This is a genomic window from Bacillus sp. Pc3, from assembly GCF_000815145.1.
Classification (GTDB): domain Bacteria; phylum Bacillota; class Bacilli; order Bacillales; family Bacillaceae; genus Bacillus; species Bacillus velezensis.
On the sequence record NZ_CP010406.1, the window covers coordinates 2,725,669 to 2,751,904 of the forward strand.

The following is a 26,236-nucleotide window of genomic DNA, read 5'->3' on the forward strand; positions in this document are numbered from 1 at the left end:
GACATGTCGATACAATCTTTAAAAATCAATCTCGCGGAATGGCTGTTGCTTAAGGTCAAATACCCGTCCCAATTTCATTTCGGAACGGCAACGGATGGGGCGGGGCTTACAGCGGCAAGAAAAAAGATCATTCTGACGCTGCTCCCGTCCCACGATAATCTCGGCGACCACGCCATCGCCTACGCAAGCAAAACGTTTCTTGAACGGGAGTATCCCGATTTTGACATTGTCGAGGTGGATATGAAGGATATATACAGATCCGCAAAAGCGCTGATCAAAAAGCGCCACCCCGATGATATGGTATTCATCATCGGCGGCGGGAACATGGGGGATTTGTACCGGTATGAGGAATGGACGCGCCGCTTTATCATAAAAACATTCCGGCAATATCGGATCGTTCAGCTTCCGGCGACGGCTCATTTTTCTGAATCAAAAAAGGGACGGAAGGAACTGAAGCGCGCCCGAAAAGTGTACAATGCGCATCCCGACCTTTTGTTAATGGCGAGAGATGAGACGACGTATCAATGGATGAAGCGTCATTTTCCCGGAAAAACAGTGCTCAAACAGCCTGACATGGTCTTATATTTGGATAAAAGCGAGCGGCGCATCCCGCGGGAAGGGATCTACCTCTGTTTACGGGAGGATAAGGAGAGTGCGCTGACGGCTGAGGACAGAACGATGGTAAAAGAAGCTTTGGCGGAGGAGTACGGAGAGCTGTATTCCTTTACGACGACGGTCGGCCGGAGGGTCAGCCGCCATACACGTGAAAAGGAGCTGGAGGCGCTTTGGAATACGCTGAAAGGCGCGGAAGCCGTCGTCACTGACAGGCTTCACGGGATGATTTTTTGTGCGCTGACGAAAACGCCTTGTGTCGTCATTCGTTCGTTTGATCATAAAGTGATGGAAGGCTATCAATGGCTGAAAAACATACCGAACATGACATTGCTTGAACGTCCAGACCCTGAAGCCGTAACGTCCGCCGTAAACCGGCTGCTCAGCGGCAAGCATGAGGAAGGCGGTTCTTTGCGCAGTGTTTATTTTGCCGGGCTGCGCTCGAAAATCAGCGGTGATGCCCAATGACCGCGCCGCTTGTGAGCGTGATCGTGCCGATGTATAAGACAGAGCCTTTTATGAAAAAATGCGCGGTTTCTTTAACAAAACAGACGCTGAGAGACATCGAAATCATTTTCGTCAATGACGGTTCACCGGATCGGTCAGGCCGGATTGCTGAACAATTCGCCGCAGAAGATGCGAGAATCCGGGTGATTCATAAAGAAAACGGCGGCCTTAGCTCGGCCCGCAATGCCGGAATAAAAGCCGCCCGCGGCCGTTATATCGGTTTTGTGGACGGCGATGACTATGTGACGGAAACGATGTTCGAGCGGCTTTATGAAGAAGCGGAGAAGAACCGGCTGGATATCGCCGGCTGCGGCTATTATAAAGAAACGCCGTCTAAGAAAAGAACATATATGCCGCCGTCCCTTCCGCCGGGCCGCGTCTTCACAGCGGATGAAATGACAGCATTGCTGACCCGTGCGCACGAACATCGGTTTATTTGGTATGTGTGGCGCTATATATACCGGAGAGAAGCATTGCAAGGGCTGCTGTTCCATGAAGATATCCGGTTTGCCGAAGACTCTCCGTTTAATTTGGCAGCGTTCCGCCGAGCCGCGCGTATCAAAGTGATAGACGAAGGGCTGTATATCTACCGGGAAAATCCGCAAAGTCTTACAGAAACACCGTTTAAGCCCCACTTAGATCACGAACTGCAAAAGCAATATAAAGCGAAAATGGCTTTTTATGAGGAAAACGGGCTGACGGACGCCTGCCGGAACGATATCGATACATATTTGTGCAAGCATCAGATTCCGATGCTGATCGCCAACGCATGTGCCGCCCCGCAGCCGTCACATCAGATTATGGCGCACATCGGCAGAATCTTAACGTATGACATGGTAAAAACGGCGGTGCGCAGGACGCCGTGCCGCCATAAACAGCTGCTGGCGGGGGAGCGCGTGGTGCTCGGTCTGTGCAAAATGCGCCTTCCTCTTCTTCTGCATGCGTTTTTCGAACGGAAATCGAAAGAGAAAGGCAGTGCGGAAGGAGCATGAAATTTGCCATTAATTTCGGCGCCAATGTGACGGCGTTTTTACTATCGGTGTTTTTATCAGTGTGGATGACGCCCTTTATTGTGAAAACATTAGGTGTGGAGGCTTTTGGATTTGTCCATCTGACACAGAATATCATTAACTATTTCTCTATTATTACCGTTGCGCTGAGCTCTGTCGTTGTGAGGTTTTTCTCCGTCGCCGCCCACAGGGGGAACAGGGATGAGGCCAATGCGTATGTAAGCAATTATTTAGCCGCGTCTGTCGTGATATCTCTATTACTCGCTGTGCCGCTCGCCGGGACTGCTTTTTTTATTGACAAGATTATGAATGTGCCGGCCGGGCTCTTAACGGATGTGAGGCTGTCTATCGTGATCGGCAGCGTGCTGTTTATGCTGACGTTTTTTATGGCGGGGTTCGCGACGGGGCCGTTTTTTGCCAACAAGCTTTATATCACAAGCTCCATTCAGGCCGTGCAAATGCTGGTCAGGGTGCTGTGTGTGCTCGCTCTGTTTACGTGCCTGCCGCCGAAAATCTGGCAGATCCAGCTTTCGGCATTAGCGGGAGCCGTCTGTGCGGCCGTGCTGACTTTTTTCTTCTTTAAGAAATTGATTCCGTGGTTTTCTTTCAGCCGTAAAACCTTGTCATTACAGACGAGCAAAGTGCTGTTTTCGGCCGGTGCCTGGAGCTCTGTCAACCAGATCGGCGTGCTGCTGTTTCTGCAGATTGACCTCATGACGGCCAACCTCGTGCTGGGGCCGTCTGAGGCGGGTGTCTATGCGGCGATTATTCAATTCCCGCTCCTGCTCAGAAGTCTTGCCGGGACGCTTGCTTCACTGTTTGCGCCGGTTTTGACTTCCTATTACTCAAAAGGGGATATGGAAGGTCTCCTGTCTTACGCCAATAAGGCTGTGCGGATGAACGGGCTTCTCCTCGCGCTTCCCGCCGCATTATTAGGAGGGCTTGCCGAACCGTTTCTGGCGATTTGGCTGGGCCCGTCGTTTGTGCAGACGGCGCCGCTTTTATACATTCACGCCGGGTATTTGGCGGTCAGTCTCTCTGTCATGCCGCTTTTTTACGTATGGACGGCTTTTAATAAACAAAAAACGCCCGCCGTCGTTACTTTATGTTTAGGCGGACTGAATGTCGTATTGGCCGTGGTTCTCAGCGGTCCGGCTCATCTCGGGCTGTACGGCATCACCATCGCCGGTGCAGTCTCTCTCATTTTGAAAAATGCCGTCTTCACGCCGCTGTATGTTTCGCATATTACGGGCTTTCAGAAAACCGCGTTTTACAAAGGAATGTTCGGCCCGTTGGCGGCGGCCGTATTTGCCTGGGCTGTCTGCCGGGGTATCCGGCTGTTTTCACCGCTTGACAGCTGGGCCGGTCTGATCGCCGCGGGGCTTGCCGTATGCATGAGCTATGCCGCATTCGCTTTTTTCTTCATTTGTACGAAAGAAGAAAGGCGGCTTGCTTTACAGAAATGCCGAAAAGTGAAAGGAGCTGTTCAGATTTGAAGGCGAAACGTGTATTTGATATAGCGGCCGCGGTGTTGTTATTGTGCGGCGCGAGCGTCATCCTTCTCTTCGCCATGGCAGCCGTCAGATGCGCCATCGGGTCTCCGGTATTGTTCAAACAGACGAGACCGGGGCATAACGGGCGTCCGTTTACGTTGTATAAACTCAGAACGATGACGGATGCGCGTGATGAAAACGGTGTGCTGCTTCCGGATCATCTCCGTCTGACCAAAACGGGAAGGCTGATCAGAAAACTGAGCATCGATGAGCTTCCCCAGCTTTTTAATGTGCTCAAAGGAGATATCAGTCTTGTCGGCCCCCGCCCTTTGCTGATGGATTATCTGCCGCTTTACACGGCAGAGCAGGCGCGGCGCCACGAGGTGAAGCCGGGGATTACGGGCTGGGCGCAGATTAACGGGAGAAACGCGATTTCATGGGAGGAAAAATTCAAGCTCGACGTGTGGTACGTCGACAACCGCACATTTCTTCTCGACTTAAAGATTCTGCTTTTAACAGTGAAAAAAGTTCTCGTGTCAGAAGGCATACATCAAGCCGGCCATGTGACGGCAAAGCGCTTCACAGGCAGCGGAGATATGTCATCGTGAAAAAGGTCGTGCTGATCGGAAACGGCGGACACGGAAAAGTCGTGAAGGAAATCGTGCAGGCCCGTTCCGATATGGAGCTTGCGGGCATATTGGATGACGGATTCAGCGGTTTTGCCGTTCGGAACGGTTTATATACGGGCCGGACGAAAGACGTGCCCATGCTTCGGAAACTCGTCTCCGAGGCCGTATTCACGATATGCATCGGCCGCAACGGCGTCAGAAAGCAGCTTGCTGAAACGCTTGGGCTTGAAGATGACGATTATGCCGCACTCATTCACCCCGGGGCGATCGTCAGTGAAACGGCTTCCGTCGGACACGGAACGGTTGTGATGGCGGGCGCCGTCATTCAGGCGGGCGCTGACATCGGCGCCCATTGCATCATCAATACGGGGGCGGTTGCCGATCATGACAATGCAATCGGAGATTACGTCCATCTTTCACCGCGCGCGGCGCTTGCCGGCGGAGTGAAAGTCGGGGAAGGAACGCACATCGGAATCGGCGCGTCCGTCATACCGCAGATTGACATCGGCCCTTGGTCCGTTATCGGCGCGGGGGCTGCGGTCATCAGCCGGATTCCCGGCCATGTGACGGCGGTCGGCGTTCCGGCCCGCGTCATCTCCCCTATCCATAATGAAAAAGGATGATTTCATGCAAACAAACAAACGGATTTATTTGTCTCCGCCTCATATGAGCGGAAAAGAACAGGAATACATCGCAGAAGCCTTCCGTTCCAATTGGATTGCCCCGCTCGGTCCGCTCGTCAATTCGTTTGAAGCGCGGCTCGCGGAATATGCGGGAGTGAAAAGCGCGGCGGCCGTAAGCTCGGGAACGGCCGCCATCCATCTTGCCCTGAGGCTTGCGGGTGTGAAAAAAGGAGACGTTGTATTTTGTCCTTCCTTTACGTTTGTCGCCACGGCGAATCCGATTGTGTATGAGCAGGCTGAGCCCGTTTTTATTGATTCGGAATGGGAGACGTGGAATATGTCGCCCGATGCGCTTGAGCGGGCGCTGCGGGATGCAAAGCGGCGCGGCAGACTCCCGAAAGCGGTGATCGCCGTCAATCTTTACGGCCAAAGCGCGAAAATGGATGAATTAATGAGCCTTTGTGACGCATACGGCGTCTGTCTGATTGAAGACGCTGCCGAGTCCTTAGGATCAACATATAAAGGCAGGCAGAGCGGCACGTTCGGCCGTTTCGGCATTTATTCCTTTAACGGCAACAAAATCATTACAACATCGGGAGGCGGCATGCTCGTGTCTGACGATGAGGCCGCGATTGAAAAAGCGAGGTTTCTTGCGTCCCAGGCGAGAGATGCCGCCGTTCATTACCAGCACAGCGAGCTCGGGTATAACTACAGGCTCAGCAACATTCTCGCGGGCGTGGGGATATCGCAGCTGGAAGTGCTCGAAGATCGCGTCCGGGCGAGGAGAGAAATCTTTCACAGGTATCGGGAAGCGCTGGAAACGTATCCGGGCATCCGCATGATGCCGGAGCTTGAAGGAACGGTTTCAAACCGCTGGCTGACGGCTCTGACGCTTGATAACGGCGTGACGCCGGAAGAAGCCGTCGCCTGTCTTGCGGAACAGAACATTGAGGCCCGGCCGCTGTGGAAACCGCTGCATACGCAGCCGCTTTTCTCATCTTCCGTCTTTTATCCTCACAGCGAACATGAGCGTGTCTCTGAGAACCTTTTCAGCCGGGGCATCTGTCTGCCGTCCGGGTCTGACTTGTCTTCTGAGGAGCAGCAGCGCGTCATTGACGCACTTGCGCAATTGTTTGAAACGAAAGGGGAGAAAACATGGACAGCCGCCATGTTATGAGCCGATTAAAAGAGACGCTGACGGGTCTGCTCAGCGTTATACCGCCGCAATCTGACATCATATATGCCGACTATCCCCTCTACGGAAATGTAGGGGATTTATTGATAATGAAAGGGACGGAGGCGTTTTTTAAAGCGCACGGCATCCGCGTGAAACAGCGCTGGAATCCCGACAATTTTCCATTCGGGCGCCGGGCGGACAAAAAGACGATCATCGTCTGTCAGGGTGGCGGAAATTTCGGGGATCTCTATCCATACTATCAGACGTTCAGGGAAAAAATCGTCAAATCCTTTCCGGAAAACAGGATCGTCATCCTGCCGCAATCCATCTATTATCAGGATGAGACACGGCTTGAGAAGACATCGGCGCTTTTTGCGGAGCACAAGGATCTCCACCTGTTTACGAGAGATCATGTGTCATACGAGACCGCGAAATGCTTTTTTTCGGCGAATCATATCGGGCTTATGCCTGACATGGCCCATCAGCTGTATCCGATGGCGGCGTCAGCGGCTCCGTCACGCGGCAGGCTTCATTTTATCCGCACGGATGGGGAAATCAATCCGAAGCTGCAAAACAATTCTTCCGTTAAAAGCTGCGACTGGCAGGATGTGCTGTCAGCAAGCGACCGCAGGGGAATCGCTTTTTTCCAAACGCTGAATGTTTTGAATAAAAAAGCGGGAAACCCGCTGCCGATTGCGCGGTTTTGGAAACGCTATTCCGATTTCTTAACGAAAAAAGCGGTCCTGTTTTTCAGCAGGTACGAATCAGTGGAAACGTCAAGGCTTCACGGCCACATTCTGTCCTCGCTTCTCGGGAAACCGAATACCGTCATTGATAATTCATACGGGAAAAATGCCAACTATTATCACACCTGGATGCACGAAGCGCCGGATGTCCGTCTGATCGGGGAAACCGCCGGCACGAAGGAAAACCTTCCGCTTTGAATGAGCGGAAGGTTTATTTTGTTTCTCCGCGTTTTACTTTGTTGTACGCTTCATCCAAATGCTGAATTCTTTTGAGCACAACCGAGTTTTTCGTCAGCTGATCCTGAACAAGGGTTGAGACGACGGAGCGGTAATAGCTGTTCATCGCATGAATTCGGTCTTCATTCGGATTCATTTCAATGTGCTGTGTAAAGTTTTCAATAAAATAAGGAACAGAAAAAAGTTCTGACATCTATAAAGCAACTCCTTTTAATAAGTATATACGGTATGAAACCAATCATGTACAATGAAAAAAGGGGAGTGAGCATGATGGATATCAAACTTCAGCAAACACAAATGTTAAAGCCTCAATTAACGCAAGAGCTTAAACAGGCTATCACATTACTCGGATACAATTCCGCGGAACTGGCCGGATATATTGATGAGCTCTCACTGGAAAACCCTCTGATTGAACGAAAGGAAACAGACACGCCGCCACTATCTTACCATAAAACAAGTAAAAACAGGATGAAAGAACGGGACGGAAGCCAGCAGATCAGACTTACCCGCAAAACGCTGCAGGATTCGCTCAAACAGCAAGCCTTAGATATGAAGCTGTCCGATGATGAGAAAAAGATTTTCAATTATCTGATACATTCATTGGACTCAAACGGATATTTAAAAGAGGACATACAAGCTGCCGCCGACCATGTATCCGCTTCACAAGAGGAGACGGAAGCGGTTCTGAAAAAGCTTCAATCCCTTGAGCCCGCGGGAATCGGCGCCCGGTCTTTGCAGGAATGCATCCTTCTTCAGCTCCGCCGTCTTCCCGAGCGGAACGAACAGGCGGAATGGATTGCCGACGCCTATTTTGAGCTATTTGCAAGAAAGAACTGGAAAGCGCTTACACTAAAAACGGGCATTCCGCTTAAAGACATTCAGGACATCGCTGACATGATCAGCGCCCTTGATCCGAGGCCGGGGCTCCGTTATGCGCATGAGGAGCCGGGTTTTTACGTGGAACCGGATATTTTCATCACAGTGAAAAACGGCATCATTCAAGCGCAGCTCAACAGCCGTTCGTTTCCTGACATCCAGCTTCATACCCATTATCAGCCGCTCTTGTCAGCTGCCGGGTGCCGTGACACGAAAAATTATCTGTCGGCAAAATATCAGGAGTGGCGCTGGCTGAACCGGGCTTTGTCGCAAAGAAAACAAACGATCACGAGAATTATCGGCGTCCTGACTGAACGGCAGGAATCCTTTTTTCTCACAGGAAAAAGCGGAATGCAGCCGCTGACCTTAAGAGAGGTGGCGGAAACGCTGGAGCTCCACGAATCAACGATCAGCCGGGCCATCAAAGGGAAGTACGTTCAGACGCCGTACGGACTGTATGAAATGAAAACATTTTTCTCGGCGAAAGCTGAATCGTCGGGGGACGGCGGCGCCTCCAATTATGCCGTAAAAGCGCATCTGGAGGCATTGGTCGGTAAAGAAGATAAAAAGAAACCTTTTTCAGACCAAAAGCTTGCCGATCTGCTGCATGAACAATATGACATCCGAATCTCAAGGCGCACCGTCGCCAAATACCGTGACCAATTAAATATTCCGCCGTCATCGGCGAGAAAACGGTACAGCTGAAACCTCCCCGAGCCAAACCCCGGGGAGGTTCTCCGTGTTACGGGATCATCCATGAAAACAGATGATGCTGTAAAAATGTAATGAGACAGACGAGCAGAAGCAAAAACAGACTGTGCTTAATCGTAAAACGGAAAAGGTCGGCCTCCTTGCCCGCCAGACCGACAGCGGCACAGGCAACCGCAATGGATTGCGGAGAAATCATTTTTCCGGTGACACCGCCTGATGAATTGGCGGCAACGGAGAGAACCGGGTCCATCCCGACAGAGAGCGCCGTCACCTTTTGCAATCCGCCGAACAACAGATTGGCCGACGTATCAGAGCCGGTAATAAATACGCCGAGCCAGCCGAGCACCGGCGAAAAAAAGGTAAACATCGCGCCCGTCATGGCAAGCGCAAGACCGAGTGTCGTGCTCATGCCGGAAGCATTCGTCACATAAGCAAAGCCGACAACAGAAACAATGGTCACGACCGGAAGCGTTAACTCTTTCACCGTTTCTATAAACGCTTCGCCCCATGTCTTCCACGACATGCCGAGGGCGAACTTGGAGATGACGGCGGCAATCAGAATCGCCGTCCCCGCTGAACCGAAAAGCTCAAGTTTGTACACGGCTTCAATCGGCGTGCCGTCCGCCTGAAGAATCTGCTGATTTACAAATGGGACGGGAGGCGTGAAGGTCAATGCACGCCCGGCTGCATTCAGCCAGGAAAGCCACATTGACGTTCCTTCATAATGACCGGTTAAGGCAGCCTTCACGCCGGGAATCCCCCAGACGGATATCATGGCCGTCAGAAGAAGGAAAGGAGACCACGCTTTAAACACCGCGGCGCCCCCGTACTTGATCTGCGTCCGGTCAGCGGCCGCTGCTGATTCCCGTTCTGCCGCGAAACGAAAGGCCGTTTTCGGTTTCCAAAATTTCAAAAACAGAGCGAGCGCGGCCATGGAAACTAGCGCCGACAGCACATCCGGAAGCTCAGGCCCTAAAAAATTCGAGCTTGCGTACTGCACGGCCGCAAAGGAGATGCCGGAAACAAGAATGGCCGGCCATATCTCAAAAGCCTTTTTAAACCCGCTCATCAAAATGATTAAGTACAGCGGAATAAAGACGGATAAAAACGGAAGCTGCCGGCCGACCATTTGAGAAATTTCCATTGCCGGTATCCCGGTCGGACCTTCGACGGCGGTAATCGGAATGCCGATCGCGCCGAAGGCAACGGGCGCCGTATTGGCAATCAGGCAAATTCCCGCCGCATACAGCGGCTGAAAACCAAGTCCGACGAGCAAAGCGGCCGAGATCGCGACGGGAGCGCCGAAACCGGCGGCGCCTTCTAAAAACGCCCCGAATGAAAAGGCGATGAGCAGCGCCTGCAAACGCCGGTCATCTGTAATTGAGAGCACCGAACTCCGGATAATCTCAAACTGTCCTGTTTTCACGGTGATTTTATACAGAAAGACCGATGTGACGATAATCCAGCCGATCGGAAGCAGCCCGTATACCGCTCCCTGAGAAGCGGACATCACCGCTTTTTCCGCCGGCATGCCGTAAACAAATACAGCGATTAAAAGTGAAACGGCTAACGTTAAAAGCCCCGCGATGTACCCCTTCATCCGTTTCACCGCAAGCGCCCAAAAAAAGAAGATAATCGGCACGAGCGCGCAAGCTGCCGATAAAAGCAAATTTCCCCCTAAAGGAGCGTACCCCTGTGTCCATTGCATCCCTAAAAAACCCCTCCTTATGTCATGTAAGCGATTACTTTTTGTGATAAGGTCATCTGATGACCGGGTTAATTAGCATTATATTTTGAAAGTTTTGAAAGTACAATACTTTTCTTGAACAAATTGTCTGAACCTGTCGGCAATACAAAAAAAGAAGTATAATAGACGATAAACATCAAGATTCACAAGTGACGGGGTGATCGCGTTGAAATATAAACAAATTAAAACGAAAAAAATCTACGAGGAAGTCGCTGACGCATTGCTGGAGAAGATAAAAGCGGGCGAGCTTAAGCCGGGTGAAAAGCTTGATTCCGTTCAGGCGCTTTCTGAGAGTTTTCAGGTCAGCCGCTCGGCGGTCAGAGAAGCGCTGTCGGCTTTGAAAGCGATGGGGCTCGTCGACATGAAGCAGGGAGAAGGCACATACATAAGAGAATTTGAGCCGTCTCATGTTTCCCAGCCGCTTTCTTCCGCCCTTTTGATGAAAAAAGAGGACGTCAAACAGCTGCTCGAAGTCAGAAAGCTGCTTGAACTCGGCGTCGCCGCCATGGCCGCTGAAAAACGCACCGAAGACGATTTACAAAAAATCCGCCAAGCTCTCCTGGAGATGAAAGACATTGACGGAGACGAAGAATTGGGCGAAAAAGCGGATTTCTCCTTTCACATGGCGCTGGCGGAAGCATCACAAAACGGGCTGCTCAAGCATCTCATGAATCATGTCTCCGCGCTCCTTTTGGAAACAATGAGAGAAACGAGAAAAATTTGGCTGTTTTCTAAACGAACGAGCGTGCAGCGATTGTATGAAGAGCATGAACGCATTTACAGTGCCGTCGCCGCCAAAGACGCGGATGAAGCGGAAGCCGCGATGACCGCGCACCTGACGAATGTGGAAGACGTGCTGGGGGCTTATTTTGAAGAAAATGTATAGAAGCTGACTTGTGAAAGGGGATAACATCACATGCAGGCCGAATCTTTTTTTTCTGACCATGTAAAGAAAGCTCTGACAAACGATCCTCCAGGGGAATGGATGCCGGCAGTTCCGAAAGCGTGCATCCCCCTGCATTCCGGCTATCCCGATCCCGCCCTCGTTCCTGATAAGGAACTGAAAGAAGCCGCCGCCCGCCTTCTGGATGAGGAGCGCGATCTGCCGCTGCATTATATGGGAAGCCCGAGGACGGCCGTTTTAAAAAAGCAGATTCAAGAACGGTTAGCCATCCGCGGCATTCACTGTCGGGACGATGAGCTGCTCGTGACGTCAGGCGCCTGTCAGGCGATAGATCTGGCTGCACGGGTTTTCCTCGATGAACAAACCGCCGCTGCCGTTGAAGCTCCGGTCTACATGGAAGCGCTCGAGATTTTTAAAAATTATACACCGCATATCATGAGCATTCCGACAGATCAAGAGGGCCTGCAAACAGAAACATTAGCGTTCATGCTTGAGGAAAGAAAACGAAAAGGGCTTCTGCTTCCCCGTCTTCTCTACACGATACCCGCTTTTCAGAATCCTGCGGGAACCGTAATGTCAGCGAAGCGGAGAACCCGCCTGCTTCAGCTTGCCGAAACGTATGATTTTCTCATCTTGGAGGATGATGCATACGGCGAGCTCGGATTCACCGATATTCCGCCGCCCTTGAAAGCCATGGATCAAAACGGCCGGGTGCTGTACGCCGGTTCATTATCAAAAGTCATCGCCCCGGGTATGAGGATCGGCTGGATTGCAGGGGACGCCGCATTCATCACGGCATTGTCATGGTTAAAAAAAGACTTAGGCCACCCGTTTTCCCAAGCGGTGACCGCCGTCTATCTGGAACAAACGAATGTTGAAAAACGGCTCACCGCCTTGCGGGAAGCATATCAAAGCAAACGTGACGTTTTGCTCGCCGCATCAGCGCGATATCTTCCGGAATCCGCATCCTGGCACGTGCCTGAAGGCGGTTACTTTGTATGGGTGAAAGCGCCGGGAGCGGATACATCCGCAATGCTGGCGAGGGCTCTTTCTCACGGCGTTTCCTATGTCCCCGGTAAATATTTTTTTCTGCATCAGGAAGACGGTGCGGAATATCTTCGCCTGTCGTTCAGTTATGCCGGTAAAGCCGCGATAAAAGAGGGTGTGCAAAAACTGGGACGTCTGCTGGAAAACGGGATGTAGAGCAGCTTGAGGAGCTTTCGGGCTTCTCTTTTTTTTGTCCCCTTCAGCGCATCGGACGAAAGGATTTTTCAGAAAAACCTTCCAATCCATATTCAGAATAGTGTAGGATATTCATAGAGCTTTCCCAAAAACAGGTCATCAGATGACCGGATCACATATTGAGGATGAAAGAGGGGTTCATCATGAAAGTCTCATTATTTGTCACGTGCCTTGTGGATATGTTCCAGACCAATGTCGGAAAGGCGACGGTTGAGGTGCTGGAACGGCTCGGGTGTGAGGTGGATTTTCCCGAGGGGCAGATTTGCTGCGGGCAGCCCGCATACAACAGCGGGTATGTGACGGATGCGAAAAAAGCGATGAAGCGGATGATTGCCGCGTTTGAAGAAGCGGAGTACGTCGTCAGTCCGTCAGGTTCCTGTACGACGATGTTCCGTGAATATCCGCATCTGTTTCAGGACGATCCGAAGTGGGCGGCAAAAGCGCAGCAGCTTGCGGACAAAACATATGAGTTAACGGATTTTATCGTCAACGTTCTCGGGGTGGAGGATGTCGGGGCGGTGCTGCATAAAAAAGCGACAGTCCATACATCATGCCACATGACGAGGCTGCTCGGCGTGTCGGAGGAGCCGATGAAGCTTTTGCGCCATGTCAAGGGGCTCGAGCTGACCGCGCTTCCCGGAAAGCACCAATGCTGCGGATTCGGAGGAACGTTTTCTGTGAAAATGGCGCAAATCTCTGAACAAATGGTGGATGAGAAGGTCGCCTGCGTGGAAGACACGGAGGCCGAAGTGCTGATCGGGGCGGATTGCGGCTGTCTGATGAATATCGGCGGGCGTCTTGACCGTAAGGATAAAAACGTCAGAGTCATGCACATCGCCGAAGTGCTGAACAGCAGATAACACGAGAAACAACAAGGGGGGAAAATCATGGCGATGAAAATCGGTACCGCCGCTTTTAAAGAGCGGGTATCAGAAGGAATAGATAATGAGTTTATGAGAGGAGCCGTCTCCGGAGCGCAGGAACGGCTCAGGATAAGAAGGCTTCAGGCGGCCGAAGAATTGGGAAACTGGGAGGATTGGCGTTCCCATGCGGAAGAAATCAGACAGCATGTGCTGGACAATCTTGATTTCTATTTGGAACAGCTCGCCGAAAATGTCGCCAACAGAGGCGGACACGTCTTTTTCGCTGAAACGGCGGAAGAAGCGTCCTCCTATATCCGCGATGTCATCCGGCAGAAAAACGCCAAAAAAATCGTAAAATCCAAATCCATGGTGACAGAAGAAATCAATATGAACGAAGTGCTTGAGGCAGAGGGCTGTGAAGTCACAGAAACGGATCTCGGCGAATACATTCTCCAGATTGACGATCACGATCCGCCGTCACATATCGTTGCTCCCGCTCTTCACAAAAACAAAGAGCAGATCCGTGACGTGTTTAAAGAGAGACTCGAATACAAACAGACGGAAAAACCGGAAGAGCTCGTCATGCACGCGCGCAGCGTTCTCCGGAAAAAATTTCTCGAAGCGGATGTCGGCATTACAGGCTGCAACTTTGCAATCGCGGATACCGGTTCGGTCAGTCTCGTGACGAATGAAGGAAACGGCCGCCTTGTGTCCGCGCTGCCGAAGACGCAGATCACCGTGATGGGAATGGAGCGGATCGTTCCGTCATTTTCTGAGTTTGAAGTGCTTGTCAGCATGCTGACGAGAAGCGCGGTCGGCCAGCGGCTTACAAGTTACATTACGGCGCTGACGGGACCTCGTCAGCAAGGAGAAGCTGACGGGCCTGAGGAATTCCACCTCGTGGTTGTGGACAACGGGCGTTCCCGCATACTCGGCACGGAATTTCAATCGGTGCTGCAATGTATCCGCTGCGCCGCCTGCATCAACGTCTGTCCCGTGTACCGGCATGTCGGCGGACACTCGTACGGGTCCATCTATTCGGGTCCGATCGGCGCCGTCTTATCGCCTCTTCTCGGCGGATATGACGAATACAAGGAGCTCCCGTACGCATCTTCCTTATGCGCGGCCTGTACGGAAGCATGTCCCGTTAAAATTCCGCTGCACGAGCTGCTGCTCAAGCATCGGCAGAACATTGTGGAAAAAGAGGGCAAAGCGCCGATCAGCGAAAAACTGGCGATGAAAGCCTTCGGGCTCGGCTCGTCATCCCCGTCCCTTTATAAAATGGGATCGAAATGGGCGCCTGCCGCCATGACGCCGTTTACGGAAGATGACAAAATATCAAAAGGGCCGGGGCCGTTAAAAGAATGGACGGCAATACGGGACTTCCCGGCGCCGCATAAATCGAGATTCAGAGATTGGTTTAAAGACCGGGAAAAACAAAAGGGGGAAGAATGATGATGAAAGGGACGGTTACACATCAGGAATCCTTTTTAAACCGGATCGCCGAACGTCTGGGCAGAGAGCGCAGGAAATCAGGCGTGTCCCTGCCTGAATGGAAGTATCAGCCTCAATATCAAACGCATGCGGGCTGTACGGAAGACGATCTTGTCACGATGCTGAAAGACCACTGCGTCAACATTCATACCGAACTGATCGAAACGGATGCAGCCGGGCTTTACGACGCTTTGCGCACGCAGGTGAACCGCTTTGAAGGAGGGCCTGTCATCATTCCGAAGGACAGCCGCTTTGAAACGTACGGCTTGCAGACCCTTATGACAGAAGAGTGGCCGGATGAAGGGATTCCCGTTTGGGAATGGGACGCGGAACAAGGAGCGAAAAATATTGAAAAAGCGGAACAAGCGAATGTGGGCATTACATTCAGCGAGATCACGCTTGCGGAATCAGCCACCGTCGTTTTGTATGCGTCAGAGCATGCCGGCCGTTCTGTCAGCCTGCTTCCGACCACCTATATCGCCATCATCCCGAAATCTTCCATTGTGCCGAGAATGACACAGGCCAGCGATATACTGAAACAGCAGATCAGAGACGGCGTCACCGTTCCTTCCTGCATCAACTATATTACTGGACCGAGCAACTCGGCCGATATCGAAATGGATTTGGTTGTCGGCGTCCACGGACCCGTTAAAGCCGCTTATATCCTCGTGAATGACCGATAAAAAACAAACCCCGGTTTGCGGCCGGGGTTTGTTTTTATATAAACGCGTTAATGATCATGATAAAACAAATCGCACTGACAGAAATAATCGTTTCCATCGCCGTCCATGTCAGGAACGTTTCTTTTACCGTCATTCCGAAATACTCTTTAATGAGCCAGAAACCGGAGTCATTGACATGTGACAGAATCAAAGAGCCCGCTCCCGTTGCCAATACGAGAAGCTCACTGCTGACGCCCGGCATGACAGATGCAATCGGTGCAACAATGCCGGCCGCCGTCATCATGGCGACAGTCGCTGAACCTGTGGCGACACGGATGACCGCCGCGATCGTCCAGCTTAAAAGAACGGGAGAGAAGCTTGAGTGTTTCGCCATGTCAGCGATATACGTGCCGACGCCTGAATCAATCAGGACGTTGTTAAAAGCGCCGCCGGCTCCGATCACAAGCAGAATGGAAGCAATCGGTCCCAGACAGTCATTGCTGAATTTTAAAATGCTTTCTCTGTCAAAGCCCTGATAAAAACCAAGGCTGAAAAAGGAGTAAACCGTGGCGATCAAAAGCGCCGTGACAGGGTCGCCGATAAATTTAAAAGTTTCATAGAGCGTGCTTTTTTCCGGAAGCGCAATTTCGGCAAGCGTTGCCATAAGCATCAGGATCACCGGTACCAATATCGTAAACAATGTATTTGCGAATCCCGGAAGCTTGCGTTTTTCATTCCGTTCAATAAATTGTTTTTTCAACAGTTCGGGAACGGGTTTATGAATGCGCTTACCAATCCATTTTCCGTAAAGCGGCCCCGCGATGATGGCAGTCGGAATCCCGACGATTAAAGAAAACAAAATCGTTTTTCCGACATTGGCGTGATAAATGCCGACAGCCGCCATCGCCGCCGGGTGGGGCGGAACCAATCCGTGCACGACGGAAAGTCCCGCAAGGAGCGGAATCCCGATCGTCACTAATGAAACCCCGGTTTCAATCGCAATCGTAAACAAAAGCGGCACGAGCAGGACGAAGCCGACCTGGAAAAAGACCGGGATGCCGACGATAAAAGCGACGGCCATCATCGCCCAATGCACTTTCTTTTTGCCGAAGCGGCCGATCAGGGTGTGGGCGATACGCTCCGCACCGCCTGATTCAGCCATCATTTTTCCGAGCATCGTACCGAGGGCCAGCACGATCGCAAGCAGCGACAGCGTATTGCCGAGCCCGGTTTTCATCGAAGCGATAATGTCCGGCAGATTCATGCCCGTTGCGAAACCGACAAGGATGGATGTAATCAAAAGACTGATAAACGGATTTAATTTAGCGACCGTAATCAATAAGAGTAAAACGATAATAGCGGCAATGACAATAAACAGTAACATGACCTTTTCACCCTTTCAAAGAAGAATTAACGGCTTTGTTTGAGCTGAAATTCACTGATGACGTCAAATTCATCTTTGAGCTTGTCATACAGCCGCTCGTATAAGTAAAACAGCTCAATATATGTTTCGCTGTTTTTGACGTTCGGTTCATGGCGGTGAGAAATTCTGATCCAGTCCTGAACATCCTCGATCCGTTCCATTTCGCCAAGGCTGTGCAAAGCGAGGACGGCCGCTCCGAGCGCCGAGGCTTCGTAACTTTCCGGAACGAGGACTTCCCGTCCCATCGTATCGGACAAAATCTGCCTCCAAAGCGGCGATCTCGCAAATCCTCCCGATGCCCGCACGTCTTTTGCAGGGCCCGCCAAATCTCTCAGTGCGACACCGATTGAAAAGACGCTCATGATGACGCCTTCCAGCACCGCTCTGATAAAATGCTCCCGTTTATGGCGGAGGCTGATGCCGAAAAACGTTCCGCGGGCATTCGGATTCCAAAACGGCGCGCGCTCCCCTGATAAAAACGGCAGAAACAGCAATCCCTCAGAGCCTGCGGGCACTTTATCAGCGATATCAATCATTAAATCATACGGATCAATGCCGAGCCGCTTCGCCGTTTCGACTTCCGGAGAAGCGAATTCGTCTCGAAGCCAGCGCAGCATAATGCCTCCGTTATTCGTCGGGCCTCCGATGACCCAATGCTTGTCAGTCAGTGCGTAACAGAATGTCCGCGCTTTTTCATCCGTAATCGGCGCATCCGTCACCGAACGCACGGCTCCGCTTGTTCCGATCGTAACGGCCACTTCGCCTTTGCCGATCGCGCCGACTCCAAGGTTGGCGAGCACGCCGTCATTTGCGCCGATAATAAACGGTGTATCCGCATGAATGCCCATCCGTGCAGCGATTTCCGGCGCAAGGCCGCGCAGCTGATGAGTGGTCGGCACGATGTCCGACAGCTGATCTTCCCGGATTCCGGCAATCCGGAGCGCTTCTTCATCCCAGGAAAGCGTATCTAAACGGAACAGCCCCGTTGCCGAAGCGATCGAATAATCGACGACATAAGTTCCGAAAAACTCGTGCAGAATATATTCTTTAATACTGATGAATTTGGCGGTTTTCGCGAATGTCTCCTTGTCCTGTTCTTTCATCCACACAATTTTGGAAAGCGGAGACATCGGGTGAATCGGCGTACCCGTTCTTTTATAAATATCAAAACCGTTCATCTCTTTTAAAATCCGTTTTGATTGCTCGGCGCTGCGGTTGTCCGCCCAAATGATGCTTTTGGTCAGCAGGCCGCCGTTTTGATCGACAGCTATCAATGAGTGCATGGCGGTGCTGATGCCGATTGCAAGCAGATTGTCAGGGCTCAGTCCGGCCTTTGTGACGGCGCCTCTGATGCTTCCGATAACCGCTTCCAGAATGTGCTCAGGATCCTGCTCGGCCCATGCCGGCTTTGGCTGTATTAAATCATAGTGAACCGAATGCTTGGCTAACACTTTGCCTCTTGGTCCGAACAGAACGGCTTTCGTACTGGTCGTGCCGATATCCAGACCGATAACAGCTTGGGTTTCCTTCATAATATATCCCGCCTAATCTGATTGAATAATAAGATAGATTGATAATGTATGCCCTTACAAAGTCAATTATAGGAATAATTTTTTTATAAATCAACGATGAAGAAGAAAATTTTTTTCATAAAATTGCCTCAATTCCCGCTGTATCGGCATTCTCTCTTTTGAAAAATAAATATTCAAAAAGCGATTACAAACGTTTGTGCGCGATCATTTTTCTGATTTGCTGCAAGTTGGCGAGCGTTTTCTCCTGCCGCAGCCGGGCCGTGGCGAAATACAGGGTATCAATGACCGACAGCTGGGCAAGCCTTGCGGACATTGCTTCCGTTCTGAAAGCCGTCTCCCTTGTTGACGTATACAGCACCACGTCGGAAATCTGGGTGAGCGGCGACTTTTGGTAGCTTGTAATGCCGATCGTGCCGGCGCCGAGCGATTTGGCCGTTTTCACCGCGTCGAGCACGTCCTTGTTGCTTCCCGAATGAGAAATGCCGATGACTGCGCTTTCGGGACCGAGAAGACCCGCCGACATCGCCTGAAAGTGAGAATCCGTGTGCGCGATGCAATTTATACCCGTACGCATAAATTTGTGATACGCGTCTGTGGCGATCAGCCCGGAACCGCCGTTTCCGTAAAATTCGATTCTGTCTGCGCGGTGGATCATTTCTACCGCTTTTTCAACGTCGGCCGGATCTAATAATTGAAAGGTATCGGTCAGACCGGAAATGTTTGTGCGGAAAACTTTCCGGATGATGACTTCGATATCGTCGTCGGGGCTCATTTCTTCATGAATGTGCTGCACCGGCTCCTGAACGATCTCCTGAGCAAGCGCGATTTTTAAATCCTGATAGCCGGAAAAACCGAGCCGTTTGCACAGCCTGAAAATCGTCGCTTCAGAGCTTTTCGTTTTTTCCGCCAGCTGAATGATGGAAAGGTGAACCACGTCTTTCGGTTCCTTCACGATATGGTCTGCAATCGCTCTCAATTTTGGCGACAAACCTTTGCTGGCCGCCTGAATCTTCCCGATGCTGCTTGAATTCACAGGGGTCATGCTATAACCTCCCTACTCGAATGTAAACGCATACTTTTATGATAAAGCAAGTTCTGTCATAAGGGAATCAGGTTTTGTTTTCTTTACCGCAAATGAAAGAAAAGAGAAAAGTATATCGGGGACACCGCCTCAATGACACTTCATACATCCGGTTTTTACAAAAAGTGATCGTTCTCTGAAAAGTGCCGGTGCCCAAGTCGCCGGCCATAAGTGTAAGCTGTCCTGTTACAGTTCAGTTTCTAGTGAGTTGCCAGCGCTTGAAATTCCAGAGAAGGATCATTAAGCAGGAGAACACTTGAGAAGCACAGGTCTAATCAGCTTCTGGAGAAAAACTTCAAATTAATATAATAATCTAATTGCTCTGAAACGCGTACCATACATTATACTTTCAATGATTTTTAAACTCTGAGGAGGAAATTCACATGAAAGTAATTGCAATTGACTTAGATGGCACGCTGTTATCAGAGAACTTAACTATCCAGGAACAAGATGTAAGAGCTTTAAAGCTCGGACAAAAACAAGGTCATCTTGTAACAATCGCTACAGGGAGAGCTTTATTTGATGCAAAACACATCATCAATAAATATGATTTGGATTTTCCGATTATTGCTTCAAACGGCGCTCAAATTGATGTGGGAAATCAGGTAATATTCGAACATTTTATGGATTCAGATGTAATTCAACCTATCATCACATGGTTAAATAAAGAAGAAATCTATTATCAGCTTTACTTATCTGACAAAATTGTCGTATCAAATCAAGGAATTCAGCAGCTTGAAAAAGAACTTTACAATACAGTAATGGAAGAACCTCATTTTAATCAAGAAGTATTTTGGAATTCTATTAAAGCTCAAATCCATCAATACGGGTTAGAGGAAATACCGGGTACAATTGACCCTATCGATTATCGGTATGTCATAAAATGTATGATCGTTTCGCCAAACCAAAGAAAATTAAAAAAAGCTAAAGAATATTTTGGACAACTGAAGAAGTGTGCCGTAACGAGTTCAGGAGCATTCAATCTTGAAATCACAAGTGCAGGAGTAGATAAAGGAGCGTCATTAAATAAACTTTGTGAACATTATGGAACGGATGCGCGGAATGCAATCGCAATAGGTGATAATTTAAATGATCTGCCTATGTTTCATGCAGCAGGAATAGGGATAGCCATGGGAAATGCAGATAAGAAGCTTATTCAATTGGCTGCTTTTAAAACGTTATCGAATGATGAGTGTGGTGTATCTTATGCTTTTCATCATTACATTCTGACGAAAGAAGAAGACCCTAAACCGCGGAGTATACAGCCATGAGCCATTTTGTGAAAAGGTGTTTAATCTATATTGCCGGATTGTTTATTTTATCCGTGGGGGTTGTATGTATGATTAAATCTAATACCGGGATTGCCCCCTGGGATGCTCTGAACGTGGCTTTATCAGAACTCATTGGCCTTACAATCGGATCATGGGTTTTCATTGTCGGAGGAATCCTTATCTTTATAAACAGCCTCATAAAAATGCGGTTTCCTAATCTAGCCGGTTTTATTCCGATTGTTATTATTGGAAGTTTTGTTGACCTTTTAAACCTAAAGGTTCTTTCGTTCTTAAAAACAGATGCTGTCATTCTTCAATGGAGTTTATTTTTGATAGGGTTGTGTATATTGGCTATGGGAATCGCTATTTATTTAAGAGCATCTTTTCCTTCGATACCGAATGATGAATTAATGTTGGCTATTACTGAACGTACAGGTTGGGGTATTAATATTACAAAGACGATAGGGGAAGCTTTAGCTTTTGTGCTTGCAATCATTCTTCAGGGGCCGATTGGGATAGGAACCATCATTGTGCTGCTATGTCTGGGGATATTAGTAGGTTTATTTGACAAACTATTACACAAGATGGGGAAGCCCCGTTCTATCTATAGTGTGGGACAGGAAGGCGCACATATTCATGGAGGCCATGATAAAACAATTCATTAAATGCTTATTTTCCCTTGTGTTGTTCAGTGTAAAATCCTGATAACGCTGTCTAAGAAGGAGTAACAGTAATGACAAACATTACAGAGATAGCAAAGAAAGCGAACGTTTCTCGGACAACAGTTTCCAGAGTTCTCAATAATCATCCTTATGTAAAACCTGAGAAGCGGGACGCTGTGTTAAAAGCTATGAAGGAATTAAATTATGTACCGAATTTCAACGCGATTAACCTATCCAGGGGGAAGACAAATGTATTCGGAGTCATTGTTCCTAAAATCAACCATCCGTTTTTCAGTAAACTGATTGCCGGAATAGGCGAAGAGTGTAATAAACATAATTACAGTTTACTTGTGCACCAATCAAATAACGATCCTGAACAAGAAATGGAGTTTTTTAACAGACTGAAATACAAACTTATTGACGGTCTTATTTTGGGATCCTGTGTAAGCCCCCCTCACGTACTCGACGAGATATCTGGGTTTGGCAATATTGTTTCCTGTGAAGCTTCTGCAAGCAAACAGGTTGCACATATATTTATTAATCATGAGTCAGGAATCAAAATGGCAATTGATCATCTGCGAAATCAAGGACATCAATCCATTGGTCTGTGTATAGGAAATCCTAAGAGCGGTGTTGGCATAAGCAGAAAAAAATCATTTTTTCACTTTCAAAATGAATACGGATTGAAATGGAGTGATAATTGGTACTTTGAGGAACAGTACACTATTGAGAATGGTATAGAAATAGCAAAATTATTGCTAAATAAGTCACCTCGTCCTGCGGCAATGGTTGTAGGAAGTGATTATGTTGCGGCGGGGATCATTTATGAAGCGAAAAGACAGGGAATACGAATACCTGAAGAACTGGCGGTTATAGGATTTGATAATCAGCCGATATCTAAGGTAATAGAACTTTCAACGATACATCAACCTATTAAAGAGTTGGGACAAACAGCAGCAAATTTATTATATAACTTAATGAATAACAAAGATGTCCCCAATATAAATAAGTTGAACCTAAAACTTATGAAAAGAAAGTCAACTTAAAAAGACCACTTTATGGTGGTCTTTTTTGCTTAGCGCAGAACCAGCTCTGGGGCAGGCGCTTTGAAATGAGCTCTTTTTTTCGTTTCATCTATAAAACTGAAGGGCTTCATGGATAGGTTTTCAAGTTCATTTAGGAAATGACAAGCTTTTAATGGTACAAATGATGTCATATTCCATACAACTTTCTCATTAAAACCTATAGCACGAATATTATGCATAAGCCGATCAATTGTGTAAGACCCTGCTGCTACATACCCTTTCCCTTGATACCACAGATTATTCCCTTCAATTTTCTCCAGTGATTGGCCGCACATGGAATCTGTGTCAATGCGATCTGTCATTGCTATAATACCCTTAGAGCCAACAAGTTCTACAACCCGTCGTGCAACTTCTAAGTCTACATGTTCACTATCAAAATTCATACAAATGGTTAGTAAACCTTCTTTCGCGGCTCTCATCAAAGTACCGGGAACTTCTCCGACAAGTGTGTTGATATTATCTATGTTCCATTTATCTAACCGAGCATCTTTTAACCCCTCTAATCTATGTACTCTTTCTTGGGGTGTTCTCCAGGTGTGTTTAAAATTGTTTGGCATATCATTAAACAAATGATCTGTTAAAACGGCATCTGATCCAGTGTAATTGCTGCGTTTTTGCGCTGTATCTATAACTTTCATTATAAGTTCAGAGGTTTCCTCCGGGTATGCTTTTTGGAAGTGACCCAGCGCCGGTTTTACTCCAGCCTCCACAAGTGTATCCACAATCCATTCTAAACTCGGATGTTCTTCTGTCATATATTTCTTTAGATAGGAGTTTTCAGTCATAGCATCTGGGGACAGTACAGTATAAATAAGACCGTATTCTCCGCAAGAAGCGATCTTTTCCCATTCTTCTTTTAAGGGTGCCCAATTCCCTTTTTCCGGTGTGCCTGCAAAGCTGGCCAATAATGGTCCTTCTAGTGAAATACCTAAAATATTACGGTAACGTCCCTTTCTCTTTTGTGTATGGAACTCTTTCATAAAGGCTGCAAATTGATCTAATTGATTATGAGGAAGAAAAATAGAGGGTACACAGAAAATCCCTTCTATTTCAGCTAGTGTATTGATCTTTTCAATATCTAATTGATCTAAATTGCTAAAATCATAGTGACCGATTCCATGACAATGAAATTCTACTGGAAGAGATGGAACTAAATAAGAACCTGATTTCTTAAAAATTCCTTCTCCTCCAATGTCGAAGTTCAGCCATTCGTTATTACTATAGGTTATATCAGCGATTTTCATTACTCCATTTGTTTCAAGGTAAGCTGGGCTGTTAAATGATGTGCTAGACTGCATAGGAAACGCCTCCTGGAAATGTTTATTTAGTATTCAGTGAAGACACATCATCATCTTAAAGTATGAAACCCGTACCATATCAACCTTTTATTATCACTTTTTGTAAAAATATAGGTTTTTTATTCGACTTTCTACATCTGATGTTCTCGTTATTGTTATTTGTATCCTGAAACTCTCCTTTAAACACTCAAAAACACTAGCTGTAACGCCACAAATGCTTCTATACTGTTTCGTGTTACGCCAACTAGTGTTCTCCACGAGTTTAATTTGTGGAATTGGTTTCATGTCAATAGCTTTAATAAATGGAATATGACTTCCGGGTATAGAACCTTGTGGAGTCATTGAAGTTGAACGATTAGAAATGAAATGCAATTACTAAGCTGGGATACCAGCATAAGAGTAAAACCTTTCATATTTCTGCTAACTTTTTGCCGCTCAGTCCATATATCGTGGAAAACCTTTCGTCGGAATTTCTGTTTGAACAATATAAATAAAGTGCTGATTACGCTATATTAGGGGCCGGCTCACCCCGCATATGAATTTAAACATGTTCAGTCAAAATGTCTTATATAGGTGATAAGAAAACTAGCGGCAAAAATTAGTATTGACTTTGAAAATAGAAGACTGTATATTATGTTACTATATTCAGAAAATAAAAACTCAAGAGATTCATTTAACATAAAACACTGTGAACGGGAGCAGTAAAAGAATCCAATCAGAAAAAGAGAGCCGCGGGTTGGTGCAACGCGGACTGATTGTTCTTTGAACTCGCCCGGAAGTGGCAGGGCGGAACGGAATTATCGGAATATTCCCTATGTCCTAACGGCTGACCTTCGTTAAAAGGTTTTTAAGCTGGATTCCGGATATTCGGGATCAACAAGAGTGGTACCGCGGCTGCCTGAGGCACGCCGTCTCTTTTCTAAAAAGAGGCGGCGTGCTTTTTTATGTGATGAACACTTTTTGCGAGAGGGCGTGTGATAGATGGAAAAGGACAAGCAAACGTTAAAACGGACGATGTCGTCCAGACACATTATGATGATGGCGCTTGGAGGCGCAATCGGGGCCGGGCTCTTTAAAGGCAGCAGCACGGCGATTGATGAAGCGGGGCCGTCCGTGCTGCTGGCCTACCTCCTCGGCGGAATCATTCTGCTGTTTATTATGCAGGGGCTGGCCGAAATGGCTGTCAGAAACAAACATGCAAGGACGTTCCGTGATTTGGTTCAGCAGTCTCTCGGGTCGTACGCTGCATACTTTTTAGACTGGATCTATTGGAAAATGTGGGTGCTCAATATTGCCGCTGAGGCGGTCGTAGCCGCCATTTTCATTCAATATTGGCTGCCGGAATGTCCGATATGGATATTGGCTTTGATCATTTCCATTGTGGTGACGGTCGTAAACATGCTTTCTGTGAAACTGTTTGCCGAGACGGAGTACTGGCTCGCGCTCATTAAAATTACAGTGATTGTCATCTTTATTTTATGCGGGATTCTGCTATTATTTTTCTCATTCGGCAATCACACGGCGCCGGGGCTGTCTCATTTAACGGATCACGGAGGGTTTTTCCCGCATGGAGCGGGGGGTGTCATTACGGCGATGCTCGTCGTGATCTACTCATACGGCGGAACGGAAATCATCGGCGTCACGCTGGCGGAGACAAAAAACCCCGAAAAGGTGATCCCGAAAGCTGTCCGAAGCACGTTAACGCGGATTGTCGCTTTTTACTTGCTGCCGTTTTTCATCATCGTCAGCCTGATTCCTTGGAATCAAGTCAACAGCGTTCCCGAAAGCCCGTTTGTCATAGTATTTAAGATGATCGGAATTCCGGGTGCCGACCATATTATGAATGCCGTCATTCTTCTTGCGATTATCTCGTCTATGAACTCGGGACTGTACGGGTCATCCCGCGTCTTGTTTACGCAGGCTTCTGACGGCCGGCTGCCGAAAATCTTTTCAAAACTATCGAAGAAAAAGGTTCCCGTTTATGCGATTCTGACTTGTACGTCATTTTTATATGTAGGCGTCCTGATTTCTTTATTCGCAGGAAGCCAGACATTTAATTATTTGATGGGTTCCCTCGGCTATACCGTGCTGTTCATCTGGCTGATTATCGGATTCGCCCATTTGAAATCAAGAAAACATTCAACAGAACAGCCGGCTTATTACGTCAAATGGTTCCCGTATACGACATGGTTCGCGGTGCTTGCGCTTTTGGCCATCCTAATCGGAGTAATTGCGACGACGTCCATCGTCATCACATGCATCACTGCGGCCATCTATCTCCTCATTACGGCTGCGTATCTCGTGAAAGGGAGACGTCAATAAATAAAAAAACTCTTGCCCCGCGGCAAGAG

23 protein-coding genes and 1 other annotated feature are annotated in these 26,236 nt (G+C 48.5%); of the genes, 17 read left to right on the plus strand and 6 right to left on the minus strand.

All coding sequences use genetic code 11. The features are described 5' to 3' along the window. Positions 1–3: 3 nt before the first annotated feature. Genes SB24_RS12945 through SB24_RS12975 form a run of 7 tightly spaced genes read left to right on the plus strand, consistent with a single transcriptional unit; the run spans position 4 to position 6,995 of the window. Positions 4–1,080: a polysaccharide pyruvyl transferase family protein gene (locus tag SB24_RS12945; RefSeq protein WP_039253768.1), complete on the plus strand. Its 1,077-nt coding sequence runs from the start codon at positions 4–6 to the stop codon at positions 1,078–1,080. After that, positions 1,077–2,111, plus strand: a complete 1,035-nt coding sequence (locus SB24_RS12950; protein WP_039253771.1) for a glycosyltransferase — start codon at positions 1,077–1,079, stop codon at positions 2,109–2,111. The genes SB24_RS12945 and SB24_RS12950 overlap by 4 nt, the downstream gene beginning before the upstream one ends. Next, positions 2,108–3,625: an MATE family efflux transporter gene (locus SB24_RS12955; RefSeq protein WP_031378306.1), complete on the plus strand. Its 1,518-nt coding sequence runs from the start codon at positions 2,108–2,110 to the stop codon at positions 3,623–3,625. Before SB24_RS12950 ends, SB24_RS12955 begins: the two co-directional genes overlap by 4 nt. After that, entirely contained in the window at positions 3,622–4,230 is a 609-nt protein-coding gene (locus SB24_RS12960) for a sugar transferase (protein WP_007407383.1), read from the plus strand. The genes SB24_RS12955 and SB24_RS12960 overlap by 4 nt, the downstream gene beginning before the upstream one ends. Next, positions 4,227–4,874, plus strand: a complete 648-nt coding sequence (locus SB24_RS12965; protein ID WP_039253774.1) for an acetyltransferase — start codon at positions 4,227–4,229, stop codon at positions 4,872–4,874. Before SB24_RS12960 ends, SB24_RS12965 begins: the two co-directional genes overlap by 4 nt. 4 nt (positions 4,875–4,878) lie before the next feature. Further along, complete coding sequence (locus SB24_RS12970; RefSeq protein WP_007407381.1) at positions 4,879–6,051, plus strand: DegT/DnrJ/EryC1/StrS family aminotransferase; 1,173 nt, start codon at positions 4,879–4,881, stop codon at positions 6,049–6,051. Continuing rightward, entirely contained in the window at positions 6,030–6,995 is a 966-nt protein-coding gene (locus tag SB24_RS12975) for a polysaccharide pyruvyl transferase family protein (protein WP_039253776.1), read from the plus strand. The genes SB24_RS12970 and SB24_RS12975 overlap by 22 nt, the downstream gene beginning before the upstream one ends. A 13-nt stretch (positions 6,996–7,008) precedes the next feature. Here the strand turns inward: SB24_RS12975 and yvfG are convergent, their stop codons facing one another. Then, on the minus strand, positions 7,009–7,227 hold the full coding sequence (yvfG, locus tag SB24_RS12980) for a protein YvfG (RefSeq protein WP_003151570.1): 219 nt from the start codon (positions 7,225–7,227) through the stop codon (positions 7,009–7,011). 77 nt (positions 7,228–7,304) lie between these two features. On the opposite strand from yvfG, the gene rpoN reads away from it, so the two are divergent. Further along, the gene (gene rpoN, locus SB24_RS12985) at positions 7,305–8,615 is read left to right on the plus strand and encodes an RNA polymerase factor sigma-54 (RefSeq protein WP_039255037.1); all 1,311 of its coding nucleotides are present in this window, start codon (positions 7,305–7,307) and stop codon (positions 8,613–8,615) included. Positions 8,616–8,652: 37 nt separating this feature from the next. Here rpoN and lutP read toward each other — a convergent pair whose 3' ends face one another. After that, positions 8,653–10,329, minus strand: coding sequence for an L-lactate permease LutP (lutP, locus tag SB24_RS12990; protein WP_031378309.1), 1,677 nt, complete (start codon positions 10,327–10,329; stop codon positions 8,653–8,655). A gap of 205 nt (positions 10,330–10,534) precedes the next feature. Here lutP and SB24_RS12995 point away from each other — a divergent pair, with 205 nt between their 5' ends. The 5 genes from SB24_RS12995 (at position 10,535) to SB24_RS13015 (ending at position 15,554) form a co-directional block, all read left to right on the plus strand. After that, positions 10,535–11,254, plus strand: coding sequence for an L-lactate utilization/bacilysin biosynthesis transcriptional regulator LutR (locus tag SB24_RS12995; protein WP_007407377.1), 720 nt, complete (start codon positions 10,535–10,537; stop codon positions 11,252–11,254). A gap of 30 nt (positions 11,255–11,284) precedes the next feature. Next, positions 11,285–12,475, plus strand: a complete 1,191-nt coding sequence (locus tag SB24_RS13000; RefSeq protein WP_031378310.1) for an aminotransferase-like domain-containing protein — start codon at positions 11,285–11,287, stop codon at positions 12,473–12,475. A gap of 182 nt (positions 12,476–12,657) precedes the next feature. After that, a complete protein-coding gene (locus tag SB24_RS13005) occupies positions 12,658–13,374 on the plus strand; it encodes a (Fe-S)-binding protein (RefSeq protein WP_007613889.1) in 717 nt (238 codons plus the stop codon). A 27-nt stretch (positions 13,375–13,401) separates the two neighbouring features. Then, complete coding sequence (locus tag SB24_RS13010; RefSeq protein ID WP_039253780.1) at positions 13,402–14,832, plus strand: LutB/LldF family L-lactate oxidation iron-sulfur protein; 1,431 nt, start codon at positions 13,402–13,404, stop codon at positions 14,830–14,832. Further along, positions 14,832–15,554: a LutC/YkgG family protein gene (locus tag SB24_RS13015; protein ID WP_015240625.1), complete on the plus strand. Its 723-nt coding sequence runs from the start codon at positions 14,832–14,834 to the stop codon at positions 15,552–15,554. The genes SB24_RS13010 and SB24_RS13015 overlap by 1 nt, the downstream gene beginning before the upstream one ends. 34 nt (positions 15,555–15,588) lie before the next feature. On the opposite strand, the gene SB24_RS13020 is transcribed toward SB24_RS13015, so the two are convergent. From SB24_RS13020 to SB24_RS13030, 3 genes are all read right to left on the minus strand, one after another. Further along, entirely contained in the window at positions 15,589–16,917 is a 1,329-nt protein-coding gene (locus tag SB24_RS13020; protein WP_007407373.1) for a GntP family permease, read from the minus strand. A gap of 26 nt (positions 16,918–16,943) precedes the next feature. Next, positions 16,944–18,488, minus strand: a complete 1,545-nt coding sequence (gene gntK, locus SB24_RS13025; protein ID WP_007407372.1) for a gluconokinase — start codon at positions 18,486–18,488, stop codon at positions 16,944–16,946. Positions 18,489–18,672: 184 nt separating this feature from the next. Next, entirely contained in the window at positions 18,673–19,530 is an 858-nt protein-coding gene (locus tag SB24_RS13030) for a MurR/RpiR family transcriptional regulator (protein WP_003151588.1), read from the minus strand. Positions 19,531–19,952: 422 nt separating this feature from the next. On the opposite strand from SB24_RS13030, the gene SB24_RS13035 reads away from it, so the two are divergent. The 3 genes from SB24_RS13035 to SB24_RS13045 all read left to right on the plus strand — a co-directional run bounded on the left by SB24_RS13035 (position 19,953) and on the right by SB24_RS13045 (position 22,548). Beyond that, entirely contained in the window at positions 19,953–20,840 is an 888-nt protein-coding gene (locus SB24_RS13035) for a Cof-type HAD-IIB family hydrolase (RefSeq protein ID WP_015418254.1), read from the plus strand. Then, the gene (locus SB24_RS13040) at positions 20,837–21,505 is read left to right on the plus strand and encodes a YczE/YyaS/YitT family protein (protein ID WP_039253782.1); all 669 of its coding nucleotides are present in this window, start codon (positions 20,837–20,839) and stop codon (positions 21,503–21,505) included. Before SB24_RS13035 ends, SB24_RS13040 begins: the two co-directional genes overlap by 4 nt. Positions 21,506–21,573: 68 nt before the next feature. Then, complete coding sequence (locus tag SB24_RS13045) at positions 21,574–22,548, plus strand: LacI family DNA-binding transcriptional regulator (RefSeq protein ID WP_007407368.1); 975 nt, start codon at positions 21,574–21,576, stop codon at positions 22,546–22,548. 29 nt (positions 22,549–22,577) lie between these two features. Here SB24_RS13045 and SB24_RS13050 read toward each other — a convergent pair whose 3' ends face one another. Continuing rightward, positions 22,578–23,885: an amidohydrolase family protein gene (locus SB24_RS13050; RefSeq protein WP_015418252.1), complete on the minus strand. Its 1,308-nt coding sequence runs from the start codon at positions 23,883–23,885 to the stop codon at positions 22,578–22,580. A gap of 679 nt (positions 23,886–24,564) precedes the next feature. Next, positions 24,565–24,804: a binding site (T-box leader), on the plus strand. 62 nt (positions 24,805–24,866) lie between these two features. Here SB24_RS13050 and SB24_RS13055 point away from each other — a divergent pair. Next, positions 24,867–26,207: an amino acid permease gene (locus SB24_RS13055; protein ID WP_007407366.1), complete on the plus strand. Its 1,341-nt coding sequence runs from the start codon at positions 24,867–24,869 to the stop codon at positions 26,205–26,207. Positions 26,208–26,236 lie beyond the last annotated feature (29 nt).

Excerpts from the sequence above, each read along its gene's own strand:
- SB24_RS12945 (WP_039253768.1), top strand. The coding sequence starts at position 4 with ATGTCGATACAATCTTTAAAAATCAATCTCGCGGAATGGCTGTTGCTT.
- SB24_RS12950 (WP_039253771.1), top strand. The coding sequence starts at position 1,077 with ATGACCGCGCCGCTTGTGAGCGTGATCGTGCCGATGTATAAGACAGAG.
- SB24_RS12955 (WP_031378306.1), top strand. The coding sequence starts at position 2,108 with ATGAAATTTGCCATTAATTTCGGCGCCAATGTGACGGCGTTTTTACTA.
- SB24_RS12970 (WP_007407381.1), top strand. The coding sequence starts at position 4,879 with ATGCAAACAAACAAACGGATTTATTTGTCTCCGCCTCATATGAGCGGA.
- SB24_RS12975 (WP_039253776.1), top strand. The coding sequence starts at position 6,030 with ATGGACAGCCGCCATGTTATGAGCCGATTAAAAGAGACGCTGACGGGT.
- yvfG (WP_003151570.1), bottom strand. The coding sequence starts at position 7,227 with ATGTCAGAACTTTTTTCTGTTCCTTATTTTATTGAAAACTTTACACAG.
- rpoN (WP_039255037.1), top strand. The coding sequence starts at position 7,305 with ATGGATATCAAACTTCAGCAAACACAAATGTTAAAGCCTCAATTAACG.
- lutP (WP_031378309.1), bottom strand. The coding sequence starts at position 10,329 with ATGCAATGGACACAGGGGTACGCTCCTTTAGGGGGAAATTTGCTTTTA.
- SB24_RS13000 (WP_031378310.1), top strand. The coding sequence starts at position 11,285 with ATGCAGGCCGAATCTTTTTTTTCTGACCATGTAAAGAAAGCTCTGACA.
- SB24_RS13005 (WP_007613889.1), top strand. The coding sequence starts at position 12,658 with ATGAAAGTCTCATTATTTGTCACGTGCCTTGTGGATATGTTCCAGACC.
- SB24_RS13010 (WP_039253780.1), top strand. The coding sequence starts at position 13,402 with ATGGCGATGAAAATCGGTACCGCCGCTTTTAAAGAGCGGGTATCAGAA.
- SB24_RS13015 (WP_015240625.1), top strand. The coding sequence starts at position 14,832 with ATGATGAAAGGGACGGTTACACATCAGGAATCCTTTTTAAACCGGATC.
- SB24_RS13020 (WP_007407373.1), bottom strand. The coding sequence starts at position 16,917 with ATGTTACTGTTTATTGTCATTGCCGCTATTATCGTTTTACTCTTATTG.
- gntK (WP_007407372.1), bottom strand. The coding sequence starts at position 18,488 with ATGAAGGAAACCCAAGCTGTTATCGGTCTGGATATCGGCACGACCAGT.
- SB24_RS13030 (WP_003151588.1), bottom strand. The coding sequence starts at position 19,530 with ATGACCCCTGTGAATTCAAGCAGCATCGGGAAGATTCAGGCGGCCAGC.
- SB24_RS13035 (WP_015418254.1), top strand. The coding sequence starts at position 19,953 with ATGAAAGTAATTGCAATTGACTTAGATGGCACGCTGTTATCAGAGAAC.
- SB24_RS13040 (WP_039253782.1), top strand. The coding sequence starts at position 20,837 with ATGAGCCATTTTGTGAAAAGGTGTTTAATCTATATTGCCGGATTGTTT.
- SB24_RS13045 (WP_007407368.1), top strand. The coding sequence starts at position 21,574 with ATGACAAACATTACAGAGATAGCAAAGAAAGCGAACGTTTCTCGGACA.
- SB24_RS13050 (WP_015418252.1), bottom strand. The coding sequence starts at position 23,885 with ATGCAGTCTAGCACATCATTTAACAGCCCAGCTTACCTTGAAACAAAT.
- SB24_RS13055 (WP_007407366.1), top strand. The coding sequence starts at position 24,867 with ATGGAAAAGGACAAGCAAACGTTAAAACGGACGATGTCGTCCAGACAC.